Raw genomic sequence first — 11,961 nt, 5'->3', positions numbered from 1 at the left:
ACAGAATTTCTTGACGACCATAGAGCATTGGAACCACCTGATCCCATCCCGAACTCAGCAGTGAAACGATGCATCGCCGATGGTAGTGTGGGGTTTCCCCATGTGAGAGTAGGTCATCGTCAAGATTCATTTCGCAAAACCCCTATCTGCACATGCAGGTAGGGGTTTTGTCTTTGTGGTCTGAGAAACCTTCAAACCTCGCGCGCGTCTGCAACCTGGCACAGATCACTGTGGAGGCTTCTGCAGGTCTGCGTGCCATAGTCGCCTCCCACAATCCGAGCCAGACCACTAGAATAGGCTCACGCACCTATTCAGAAGCGCTATATGTCCAATTCTGTTGAACCTGAACCACTGGCCGAGTTGCCGCTGGACGAGCTTGTCGCCTGCCACGAATGCGATTTGCTGCTGCGCAAGCCTGTGCTTCAGCATGATGAAAAAGCCCAATGCCCGCGCTGCGGCTACGAGCTGTACGCGCATCGGCACAATGTGGTCAATCGCAGCCTGGCCCTGGTGCTGACGGCCCTGTTGCTGTTCATTCCGGCCAACTTCCTTCCGATCATGCAGTTGCACCTGCTCGGCCAGACTTCGGACGATACCGTCTGGAGCGGTGTGCTGGGGCTATACAACTCGGAGATGCGTGGCGTCGCCGCAGTGGTGTTTTTGTGCAGCATGGCCATACCGTTGCTCAAGTTGTTATGCCAGCTGACCGTGTTGTTGAGCATTCGCCTGAACATTGGGCGGGACTATGGGTTGGTGTTCTACCGCCTCTATCACCACGTGCGTGACTGGGGCATGCTCGAGGTCTATTTCATGGGCGTGCTCGTGGCCATCGTCAAACTGGTGGACCTGGCTGAACTGACCGTGGGCCTGGGGTTGTTCTGTTTTATCAGTCTGTTGTTGATCCAGGTGTGGCTTGAAGTAGTGATGTCACCGCACCAGATCTGGAGTGCGCTATCAGGGGAGGACCTGCATGCGGGCGATTGATGCAGGCATTCTGGTCTGCAATGAATGTCACGAGCTGAACCGGCAAGAGCCAGGCAGTACTTCGCAAACCTGTACACGTTGCGGCGCTATCGTGCATGCGCGCCGACCCAACAGCATTGTGCGTACCTGGGCGCTGCTGATTGCCGCCTCGATCCTGTACATCCCGGCCAACATGTTGCCCATCATGACGGTGAGCACCCTTGGTCAAGGCAGCCCGGACACGATCATGTCCGGGGTCATTACCCTGCTCAAGCACGGCATGGTGCCGATTGCGGCTGTGGTGTTCATCGCCAGTATTCTGGTGCCCACGTTCAAGCTGGTGGGCATTGGCTTGCTGCTGTACTCCGTGCAGCGCCGGCAACCGTTATCCGCCCGACAACGGATACTGATGTACCGCTTCATCGAGTTCATTGGGCGCTGGTCCATGCTGGATATCTTCGTCATTGCCATTCTGGTGGCGGTGGTGAATTTCGGCCGGATAGCCAGTGTCGAAGCCAACCTGGGCGCTGTCGCGTTCGCAACTGTGGTGATCCTGACAATGCTTGCCGCTTTAACTTTCGATCCCCGACTGATTTGGGATAACACGGAGTCGGATGACGACCATGAGTGACCTGCCAACGGCCAAAACCCGCCCAGCCTCGAACTGGTCGGCCATCTGGATCCTGCCTTTGATCGCTCTGATGATCGGTGGCTGGCTCGCGTGGCAGGCCTACCGCGATGCCGGCGTAGAAATCGAAGTCCGCTTCGAGTCGGGCGAGGGTATCGTCGCCAACAAGACCGAGGTGATTTACAAAGGCATGCCGGTTGGCAAGGTGAAGAGCCTGGTACTCGACGCCAAGGGTGAGAATCAGGGGGTGATTGCCACCATCGAGATGAACAAGGCCGCCGAGCCGCACCTGACCAAGGGCACGCGCTTCTGGCTGGTGAAGCCCAGTGTCAGCCTGGCGGGGATCTCCGGCCTTGAAACACTGGTGTCAGGTAACTACATTGCCGTCAGCCCAGGGGAGGGTGAGCGTACCAAGCGCTTCACTGCATTGAAGGTGGCGCCGCCGCTGTCAGACAGCGAGCCCGGTTTGCACCTCACTCTCAAGGCTGACCGCCTGGGGTCGCTCAACCGTGACAGCCCGGTGTTCTACAAACAGATCCAGGTTGGCCGGGTGAAAAGCTATCGGCTGTCCGAGGACCAGAGCACCGTAGAGGTCAAGGTCTTCATCGAGCCGGCCTATGCCAGCCTGGTGCGCAAGCACACGCGTTTCTGGAACGCCAGCGGCGTCAGCATCGATGCTTCGCTTTCGGGTGTGAAGGTACGCAGCGAGTCGTTGTCGAGCATCGTGGCGGGTGGTATCGCCTTTGCCACCCCGGAGTATCGCAAGGACAGCCCGCCCACCGACCCGAGCCTGCCGTTCCGCCTGTATGAAGACTTCGATGCGGCCCAGGCGGGTATCCGGGTCAAGGTTAAGCTGAGCGATTACGAGGGGCTGCAGGCAGGTCGTACGCCCGTCATGTACAAAGGTATCCAGGTGGGTTCGCTTAAAACCCTCAAGATGGAGGATAACTTGGGGAGTGCATCGGCTGAGCTGACGCTGGACCCGCTGACCGAAGACTACCTGGTCGAGGGCACCCAGTTCTGGGTGGTGAAACCGTCGATTTCCCTGGCGGGTATCACGGGGCTCGAGGCGCTCGTAAAGGGTAACTATATCGCCATTCGCCCGGGCGAGAAGGGCGCACGGCCCGAGCGGGAGTTCGAGGCTCGAGCCAAGGCACCGCCTCTCGACCTCAAGGCACCGGGCCTGCATATGGTCTTGTTCGCCGATACCCTGGGCTCGCTGGAGGTGGGCAGCCCCGTGATGTACCGCCAGGTGAAGGTGGGTAGCGTGCAAAGCTACCAGTTCGCCCGCAACAGCAGCCGCATCCTTATTGGTGTGCATATCGAGAAAGAATACGAAAAGTTGGTCAACGGCTCGTCGCGTTTCTGGAATGTCAGTGGTATCACCCTCACCGGTGGTCTGTCGGGCATCAAGATCAAGAGCGAGTCGCTCCAAACGCTGATGGCCGGCGGTATCGCTTTCGATACGCCGCGGCCCGACGTGGCGCTGAAGCGGCATATTCCGCGCTTCCGCCTGCATGACAGCCAGGAAGCGGTCAACCGCGCTGGCACGTTGATCACCATCCGCGTAGATCGTGCCGACGGCTTGAAGCCGGGTACGGCCATTCGCTTCCGCGGCCTGGATGTTGGCAGTATCGAAAGTGTCGACCTCACCGACGACCTGCAGGCAGTGCTGCTGCGAGCGCGTATTACCGAAGCGGCAGACCGCATTGCCCGGGCCGGTACGCAGTTCTGGGTGGTCAAGCCAGCGCTGGGACTGGTGCGCACCGAGAACCTGGATACCTTGATTGGTGGGCAGTACCTGGAAGTGCAGCCCGCGGCCAAGGATCGCGGTCCGCAGCGTGACTTCATCGCCTTGGCCGATGCCCCGCAGGTGGCAGGGCCTGAGGTTGGCCTGCCCTTGACGCTCAGCGCGCCGCGCCGTGGCTCGATCAAGCCAGGTGTGCCGGTAACCTACCGTGAGGTTGCGGTGGGCAAGGTCACGGGCTTCGAGCTGGGCCAGAGCGCTGACCGGGTACTGATCCATATCCTCATCGAGCCGCGCTATGCCACCTTGGTGCGTAGCGGCAGCCGCTTCTGGAACAGCAGTGGCTTCGGTTTCGACTGGGGGCTGTTCAAGGGCGCTACAGTGCGGACCGAGTCGGTGGAGACCCTGATCGATGGCGGTATCGCCTTTGCAACGCCGGAGGGTGAGCAGATGGGTAACCCGGCCCGGCCGCAGCAGACCTTTGCCTTGTTCGACAAGGCCGAAGATCAATGGCTGCAGTGGGCGCCGAAGATTCAGATAGCCAAGTAACGTAAAAGTAGGGCCGCCAAGCGCGGCCCCGCTCCCACAGGGATCGAGTCCCATAAGGTGCTGTGCCCGCAGTCATAAATCGCAGGCAACAAAAAGCCGACCCTAGGGTCGGCTTTTCGACAGTCATAAATCGCAGGCAACAAAAAGCCGACCCTAGGGTCGGCTTTTCGACTTGCGCGTCGCTTAGGCAGCTGCAGCTTCTTTCAGCGCCTTGATGTGGCCATTCAGACGGCCTTTGTGACGAGCAGCCTTGTTCTTGTGGATGATACCTTTGTCGGCCATACGGTCGATTACAGGTACAGCCAGAACGTAAGCGGCTTGTGCTTTTTCAGCGTCTTTTGCGTCAATGGCTTTAACTACATTCTTGATGTAGGTGCGGACCATGGAACGCAGGCTGGCGTTGTGGCTGCGACGCTTCTCAGCCTGTTTTGCACGTTTCTTGGCGGAAGGTGTGTTGGCCACCGTCGAGCTCCTCGAAAGACTTTAGGTAAATAGCAAACAAAATAGGCCGCGAATCATGCCGATCAGTCGAGCGGATGTCAAGGCCACCTGCAAGGTTCCGCCGAGCGGTGCGCCAACAAGCGGGAAAGATTCCTTTCTGCTGCGCGACCTGTACACTCGGGAATTTTTGGCTCCCCTGCGAAGGCGCGGGAGTATCGCACATTCGGACGCTGTCTGGCAGCGTCCTCTGTCATTGGCGTGAATCTTTTCGATGAACCTGCTCAAATCCCTGGCTGCAGTAAGCTCGATCACCATGATTTCGCGGGTGCTGGGCTTCGTTCGCGACACCATCCTGGCGCGTATCTTTGGTGCCGGCGTCGCTACCGACGCCTTCTTCATTGCGTTCAAGCTCCCCAATCTGCTGCGGCGTATCTTTGCCGAAGGCGCTTTTTCCCAGGCCTTCGTGCCGATCCTGGCCGAATACAAGACCCAGCAAGGCGAGGAGGCGACCCGCACCTTCATTGCCTATGTCAGCGGCCTGCTGACCCTAGTCCTGGCACTGGTGACCGCCATCGGTATCCTGGCGGCGCCGTGGGTGGTGTGGGCAACGGCCCCGGGCTTTGTCGACAGCGCCGAAAAATACCAGCTGACCACCGACCTGCTGCGGGTGACCTTTCCTTATATATTGCTGATCTCGCTGTCTTCCCTGGCCGGCGCAATCCTCAATACCTGGAACCGTTTCTCGGTACCGGCCTTTACCCCGACGCTGCTCAACGTGGCGATGATCGCCTTCGCCGTGTTGCTCACGCCGTACTTCAACCCACCGATAATGGCCCTGGCGTGGGGGGTACTGGCCGGTGGGCTGGCGCAGCTGTTGTATCAACTGCCGGCGCTGAAAAAGATCGGCATGCTCGTACTGCCGCGGCTGAACCTGCGCGATGCCGGGGTCTGGCGGGTACTGAAGCAGATGCTGCCGGCGATTCTCGGGGTATCGGTGAGCCAGATCTCGCTGATCATCAACACCATCTTCGCCTCGTTCCTGGTAGCCGGCTCGGTGTCGTGGATGTACTACGCCGACCGCCTCATGGAGCTGCCTTCGGGCGTGCTGGGGGTGGCCCTGGGGACCATCCTGCTACCGACCCTGGCCAAGACCTACGCCAACAAGGACCGCGAGGAGTACTCGCGGATTCTCGACTGGGGCCTGCGGTTGTGCTTCCTGCTGGTACTGCCGTGTACCCTGGCGCTGGCCATTCTTGCCGAGCCGCTGACCGTCGCGCTGTTCCAATATGGCAAGTTCAGTGCGTTTGATGCGGCCATGACCCAGCGGGCGCTGATGGCCTATTCGGTAGGCTTGCTGGCGATCATTCTGGTCAAGGTACTGGCACCCGGCTTCTATGCGCAGCAGAATATCCGCACACCGGTGAAGATCGCGGTCTTCACCCTGGTCTGCACCCAGCTGTTCAACCTGGCGCTGGTTGGCCCGCTCGCACATGCCGGTCTGGCATTGGCGATCAGCCTCGGCGCCTGCCTGAATGCCGGCTTGCTGTTCTGGAAGCTGCGCAGCCAGCAGTTGTTCGAGCCGCAGCCGGGCTGGGCCATGTTCCTGCTCAAGCTGGTGTTGGCTGTGACGCTGATGTCGGCCGTGCTGCTGGCGGGCATGCACTATATGCCGGCCTGGGAGCAGGGCATCATGCCTGAACGCTTCATGCGCCTCGGGGCGCTGATCCTGGCGGGTGTCGTAGCCTATTTCGGTTGCCTGTACCTGTGCGGTTTCCGGCCCCGGCATTTCGCCCGCAAGGCCTTGCACTAAGGCTTCGGGCGGGTCAGGCGTCGGTTTTTAGCATTCCACGCCGCCCTTGGGCGCTGCTGCCTGTCACCGGCGCCCGGGTGTGGTTATAATCGGCCACTTTATGAGCAAGAAGCGCGTTATGCAGCTGGTTCGAGGTCTTCACAACCTGCACCCCGAGCACCGGGGCTGTGTCGCCACCATTGGCAACTTCGACGGGGTTCACCGCGGCCACCAGGCAATCCTGGCGCGCCTGCGCGAGCGCGGCCAGGCCTTGGGCCTGCCGACCTGCGTGGTGATTTTCGAACCGCAACCACGCGAGTATTTCGCCCCCGATACCGCACCGCCGCGCCTGGCCCGCCTGCGCGACAAGGTCGAGTTGCTGGCCGCCGAGGGCATCGATCGAGTGTTGTGCCTGGCGTTCAACCAGCGCTTGAGCAAGCTCAGCGCCGATGCCTTCGTCAAGGCCATCCTGGTGGATGGCCTGGGCGTGCGGCACCTCGAAGTGGGCGATGACTTCCGCTTTGGCTGCGACCGCGCGGGCGACTTCGCCTTCCTGGTCGACGCCGGCAACCGGTACGGTTTCACCGTCGAGGCTGCCAACACGGTGATCCAGGACGGGCTGCGGGTCAGCAGTACCGAAGTGCGCACGGCCCTGGCCGAAGGCGACTTCGAGCTGGCCGAGCACCTCCTGGGCCGCCCATACCGCATTACCGGCCGCGTGCTGCACGGCCAGAAGCTGGCCCGCCAGCTCGGCACACCTACCGCCAACATCCAGCTCAAGCGCCGCCGCGTACCGCTGTCCGGGGTCTACCTGGCCAGCATCGAAATCGACGGCAAGGCCTGGCCGGGTGTGGGCAATATTGGCGTGCGTCCCACCGTTGCCGGTGATGGGCGCCCGCACCTGGAGATTCATCTTCTGGATTTTGCCGGCGACCTGTATGGCCGGCGTCTGACGGTGGAGTTCCACCACAAGCTGCGTGAAGAGCAGCGATTCGCCTCCCTGGAGGCGCTGAAGTCGGCGATCGATGCGGATATCGCCGCCGCACGTGCACATTGGCACGCTCAACCGCTAACGAAGAGCCTGAAATGACCGACTACAAAGCCACGCTTAACCTTCCGGACACCGCCTTCCCCATGAAGGCCGGCCTGCCTCAGCGCGAACCGCAGATACTGCAGCGCTGGGACAGCATTGGCCTGTACCAGAAGCTGCGCGAAATTGGCAAGGATCGTCCCAAGTTCGTCCTGCACGACGGCCCGCCCTATGCCAACGGCAAGATTCACATCGGTCATGCGCTGAACAAGATCCTCAAGGACATGATCGTCCGCTCCAAGACCCTGGCCGGCTTCGATGCGCCGTATGTACCGGGCTGGGACTGCCATGGCCTGCCGATCGAGCACAAGGTCGAGGTTACCCACGGCAAGCACCTCTCTGCCGACCGCACCCGCGAGCTGTGCCGCGAGTACGCTGCCGAGCAGATCGAAGGGCAGAAGACCGAATTCATTCGCCTGGGCGTGCTGGGTGACTGGGACAACCCGTACAAGACCATGAACTTCGCCAACGAAGCTGGCGAAATTCGCGCACTGGCCGAAATGGTCAAGCAAGGCTTCGTGTTCAAGGGCCTGAAGCCGGTGAACTGGTGCTTCGACTGCGGTTCGGCCCTGGCCGAGGCGGAAGTCGAGTACGCCGACAAGAAATCCCAGACCATCGACGTGGCCTTCCCGGTCGCCGACGAAGCCAAGCTGGCTGCCGCCTTCGGCCTGGCGTCGCTGGCCAAGCCTGCCGCCATCGTGATCTGGACCACCACCCCGTGGACCATCCCGGCCAACCAGGCGCTGAATATCCATCCGGAGTTCACGTACGCCCTGGTCGATACCGGCGAGCGCTTGCTGGTGCTGGCTGAGGAGCTGGTCGAGTCGTGCCTCAAACGCTACAACCTGGAAGGCTCGGTCATCGCTACCGCCCAGGGTTCGGCGCTGGAGCTGGTCAACTTCCGTCACCCGTTCTACGACCGCCTGTCGCCGGTGTACCTGGCCGACTACGTCGAACTGGGCGCCGGCACCGGCGTGGTGCACTCCGCGCCAGCCTACGGTGAAGACGACTTCGTTACCTGCAAGCGCTATGGCATGGTCAACGACGACATCCTCACCCCGGTGCAGAGCAACGGTGTGTACGTCGAGTCGCTGCCATTCTTCGGCGGCCAGTTCATCTGGAAGGCCAACCCGGCCATCGTCGACAAGCTGAGCGAAGTCGGTGCGCTGATGCACACCGAAACCATCAGCCACAGCTACATGCACTGCTGGCGTCACAAGACCCCGTTGATCTACCGCGCCACCGCGCAGTGGTTCGTCGGCATGGACAAGCAGCCAAGCACTGGCGAGCCACTGCGTGAGCGCGCACTGAAAGCCATCGAAGACACCAAGTTCGTCCCGGCCTGGGGCCAGGCGCGCCTGCATTCGATGATCGCCAACCGCCCGGACTGGTGCATCTCGCGTCAGCGCAATTGGGGCGTGCCGATCCCGTTCTTCCTGCACAAGCAGACCGGCGAGTTGCACCCGCGCACCGTCGAGCTGATGGAAGAGGTGGCCAAGCGCGTCGAACAGCAAGGCATCGAAGCCTGGTTCAAGCTGGACGCCGCCGAACTGCTGGGCGCTGAAGCCGACCAGTACGACAAGATCGCCGACACCCTCGACGTGTGGTTCGACTCCGGTACCACCCACTGGCACGTACTGCGTGGCTCGCACGACATCGGCCACGCCACCGGCCCGCGCGCTGACCTGTACCTGGAAGGTTCCGACCAACACCGCGGCTGGTTCCACTCGTCCTTGCTGACCGGTTGCGCGATCGACAACCACGCGCCGTACCGCGAGCTGCTGACCCACGGCTTCACCGTGGACGAAAACGGCCGCAAGATGTCCAAATCGCTGGGTAACACCATCGAGCCGGAAAAGGTCAACAACACCCTGGGTGCCGACATCCTGCGCCTGTGGGTTTCGGCCACCGACTATTCCGGTGAAATGGCGGTTTCCGAGCAGATCCTGCAGCGCAGTGCCGACGCCTACCGGCGTATCCGCAATACCGCACGCTTCCTGCTGTCCAACCTGTCCGGCTTCGACCCGGCCCGCGACCTGCTGGCCCCGGAAGACATGCTGGCGCTGGACCGCTGGGCCGTGGACCGGACCCTGCTGCTGCAACGCGAACTGGAAGAGCACTACAGCGAGTACCGTTTCTGGAACGTCTACTCCAAGGTGCACAACTTCTGCGTACAGGAGCTGGGCGGCTTCTACCTCGACATCATCAAGGACCGCCAGTACACCACCGGCGCCAACAGTGTCGCCCGCCGTTCCTGCCAGACTGCGCTGTACCACATCAGCGAGGCGCTGGTGCGTTGGATCGCGCCGATCCTGGCGTTCACCGCCGACGAAATCTGGCAGTACCTGCCGGGCGAGCGCAACGAGTCGGTCATGCTCAACGGCTGGTACCAAGGCTTGAGCGAGCTGCCGGAAGGCACCGAGCTGGACCGCGCCTACTGGGACCGCGTCATGGCCGTGAAGGCATCGGTCAACAAGGAGCTGGAAAACCAGCGCACCGCCAAGGTCATCGGCGGCAACCTGCAAGCCGAAGTGACCCTGTTCGCCGACGAAGGCCTGAGCGCCGACTTGGGCAAGCTGGGTGACGAACTGCGCTTCGTGCTGATCACCTCGGCCGCCAGCGTGGTGCCATTCGCCCAGGCCCCGGCCGAAGCGGTCGCCACCGAAGTCGAAGGCCTGAAGCTGCAAGTGGTCAAATCCGGCCACACCAAGTGCGGCCGTTGCTGGCACTTCCGCGCCGACGTCGGTAGCCACCCGGAGCATCCGGAAATCTGCGGCCGTTGCGTCGACAACCTGACCGGCTCGGGTGAGGTACGCCACTATGCCTAACCCTGCAGCGGGGCGCTTCGGGCGCCTTGCATGGCTGTGGCTGAGCTTGCTGGTCCTGGTCGTCGACCAGGCCACCAAGCTGTACTTCAACAACGCCCTGACCATGTACCAGCAGATCGTGGTCATTCCTGACTACTTCAGCTGGACCCTGGCCTACAACACTGGTGCCGCCTTCAGCTTCCTGGCTGACGGCGCAGGTTGGCAGCGCTGGTTGTTCGCCCTGATCGCCGTGGTGGTCAGCGCGGTGCTGGTGGTGTGGCTCAAGCGCCTGGGGCGCAATGAGACCTGGCTGGCCGTGGCGCTGGCGCTGGTGCTGGGTGGGGCGATTGGTAACCTGTACGACCGCATCGTACTGGGCCATGTGGTCGACTTCATCCTGGTGCACTGGCAGAACCGCCATTACTTCCCGGCCTTCAACGTGGCCGACAGCGCCATCACCGTTGGTGCGGTGATGCTGGCGCTGGATATGTTCAAGAGCAAGAAGTCCGAGGATCCGGTCCATGACTGACACCCGTATCGGCCAGAACACCGAAGTCACCCTGCACTTCGCGCTGCACCTGGAAAACGGCGACACCGTCGACAGCACCTTCGACAAGGCCCCGGCTACTTTCAAAGTGGGCGATGGCAACCTGTTGCCTGGCTTTGAAAACGCCCTGTTCGGCTTCAAGGCCGGTGATAAGCGTACGGTAGTGGTAGCGCCGGAGAACGCCTTCGGCCAGCCCAACCCGCAAAACGTGCAAGTCATGCCGCGGTCCAATTTCGAGGGCATGGAGCTGTCCGAAGGGCTGCTGATCATCTTCAACGACGCCGCCAACACCGAGCTGCCGGGTGTGGTCAAAGCGTTCGACGATGACCAGGTGACCATCGACTTCAATCACCCACTGGCTGGCAAGACCCTGACCTTCGAGGTGGAGATCCTCGAGGTGAAGGCCCTGTAAGCCTGGAGCCGATCATGCAAATCAAACTCGCCAACCCTCGCGGCTTTTGCGCTGGGGTCGACCGGGCGATCGAGATCGTCAACCGCGCGTTGGAAGTCTTCGGCCCGCCAATCTATGTGCGCCACGAAGTGGTGCACAACAAGTTCGTGGTGGAAGACCTGCGTAACCGTGGCGCCGTCTTCGTCGAAGAGCTGGACCAGGTGCCGGACGATGTCATTGTCATCTTCAGTGCCCACGGTGTTTCCCAGGCGGTGCGCCAGGAAGCCGCTGGCCGTGGCCTGAAGGTGTTCGATGCCACCTGCCCGCTGGTGACCAAGGTGCACATCGAGGTTGCCAAGTACAGCCGCGATGGCCGTGAGTGCATTCTCATCGGCCACGAGGGGCACCCGGAAGTCGAAGGCACCATGGGCCAGTACGACCCCAGCAATGGTGGCGCTATCTACCTTGTCGAAGACGAGGAAGATGTGGCCAACCTGCAGGTGCGCGACCCGGACCACCTGGCCTTCGTCACCCAGACCACGCTGTCGATGGATGACACCAGCCGTGTTATCGACGCCTTGCGTGCGCGCTTCCCGAATATCGGCGGCCCGCGCAAGGACGACATCTGCTACGCCACGCAAAACCGCCAGGACGCCGTCAAGCAACTGGCCGGTGAAAGCGACGTGGTACTGGTGGTCGGCAGCCCGAACAGCTCGAACTCCAACCGCCTGCGCGAGCTGGCCGAGCGTATGGGCACCCCGGCCTACCTGATCGACGGTGCCGAGGACTTGCAGCGCGACTGGTTCGACCAGGCCGCACGGATTGGCATCACCGCCGGTGCTTCGGCCCCCGAAGTGCTGGTGCGTGGCGTGATCGAGCAGCTCAAGGCCTGGGGCGCTACCGGCGCTGAAGAGCTGGACGGGCGTGAAGAGAACATCACCTTCTCGATGCCCAAAGAGCTGCGGGTTCGCTCGCTGATCTGACGGGGTGTACCGCCGCCCATGCAGGG

The 11,961-nt window shown here is 61.8% G+C and carries 10 protein-coding genes and 1 rRNA gene; 10 read left to right on the top strand and 1 reads right to left on the bottom strand.

Features of this window, described 5'->3' with window-relative positions; genetic code table 11:
- The first annotated feature begins 9 nt into the window (after positions 1-9).
- The 4 genes from rrf to OO258_RS02310 all read left to right on the top strand — a co-directional run bounded on the left by rrf (position 10) and on the right by OO258_RS02310 (position 3,887).
- Positions 10-125, top strand: a 5S ribosomal RNA gene (rrf, locus tag OO258_RS02325).
- A 199-nt stretch (positions 126-324) separates the two neighbouring features.
- Positions 325-984 (top strand): paraquat-inducible protein A, encoded by a 660-nt coding sequence (locus tag OO258_RS02320; protein WP_110747743.1) that lies wholly within the window; start codon positions 325-327, stop codon positions 982-984.
- On the top strand, positions 971-1,594 hold the full coding sequence (locus tag OO258_RS02315) for a paraquat-inducible protein A (RefSeq protein ID WP_186689420.1): 624 nt from the start codon (positions 971-973) through the stop codon (positions 1,592-1,594). The genes OO258_RS02320 and OO258_RS02315 overlap by 14 nt, the downstream gene beginning before the upstream one ends.
- On the top strand, positions 1,587-3,887 hold the full coding sequence (locus tag OO258_RS02310; RefSeq protein ID WP_110747740.1) for a PqiB family protein: 2,301 nt from the start codon (positions 1,587-1,589) through the stop codon (positions 3,885-3,887). Before OO258_RS02315 ends, OO258_RS02310 begins: the two co-directional genes overlap by 8 nt.
- Before the next feature lie 183 nt (positions 3,888-4,070).
- Here OO258_RS02310 and rpsT read toward each other — a convergent pair whose 3' ends face one another.
- A complete protein-coding gene (rpsT, locus tag OO258_RS02305; RefSeq protein WP_003247625.1) occupies positions 4,071-4,349 on the bottom strand; it encodes a 30S ribosomal protein S20 in 279 nt (92 codons plus the stop codon).
- 250 nt (positions 4,350-4,599) lie between these two features.
- Between rpsT and murJ the strand changes: the two genes are divergently transcribed.
- The 6 genes from murJ (at position 4,600) to ispH (ending at position 11,935) form a co-directional block, all read left to right on the top strand.
- Complete coding sequence (murJ, locus tag OO258_RS02300; RefSeq protein ID WP_266028717.1) at positions 4,600-6,138, top strand: murein biosynthesis integral membrane protein MurJ; 1,539 nt, start codon at positions 4,600-4,602, stop codon at positions 6,136-6,138.
- 118 nt (positions 6,139-6,256) lie between these two features.
- A complete protein-coding gene (gene ribF, locus OO258_RS02295) occupies positions 6,257-7,207 on the top strand; it encodes a bifunctional riboflavin kinase/FAD synthetase (RefSeq protein WP_266028716.1) in 951 nt (316 codons plus the stop codon).
- Entirely contained in the window at positions 7,204-10,035 is a 2,832-nt protein-coding gene (gene ileS / locus OO258_RS02290; protein ID WP_110747732.1) for an isoleucine--tRNA ligase, read from the top strand. The genes ribF and ileS overlap by 4 nt, the downstream gene beginning before the upstream one ends.
- Positions 10,028-10,543, top strand: coding sequence for a signal peptidase II (gene lspA, locus OO258_RS02285; RefSeq protein ID WP_014589581.1), 516 nt, complete (start codon positions 10,028-10,030; stop codon positions 10,541-10,543). Before ileS ends, lspA begins: the two co-directional genes overlap by 8 nt.
- The gene (gene fkpB, locus OO258_RS02280; protein ID WP_003247607.1) at positions 10,536-10,973 is read left to right on the top strand and encodes an FKBP-type peptidyl-prolyl cis-trans isomerase; all 438 of its coding nucleotides are present in this window, start codon (positions 10,536-10,538) and stop codon (positions 10,971-10,973) included. The genes lspA and fkpB overlap by 8 nt, the downstream gene beginning before the upstream one ends.
- Positions 10,974-10,987: 14 nt before the next feature.
- On the top strand, positions 10,988-11,935 hold the full coding sequence (gene ispH, locus OO258_RS02275; RefSeq protein ID WP_110747727.1) for a 4-hydroxy-3-methylbut-2-enyl diphosphate reductase: 948 nt from the start codon (positions 10,988-10,990) through the stop codon (positions 11,933-11,935).
- Positions 11,936-11,961: the final 26 nt, after the last annotated feature.

The sequence above is a fragment of the Pseudomonas sp. DCB_BI genome, assembly GCF_026240995.1.
Classification (GTDB): Bacteria; Pseudomonadota; Gammaproteobacteria; order Pseudomonadales; family Pseudomonadaceae; genus Aquipseudomonas.
The sequence above is the reverse complement of the archived record's forward strand: the minus strand, read 5'-3'. Positions and strand labels throughout refer to the sequence as shown.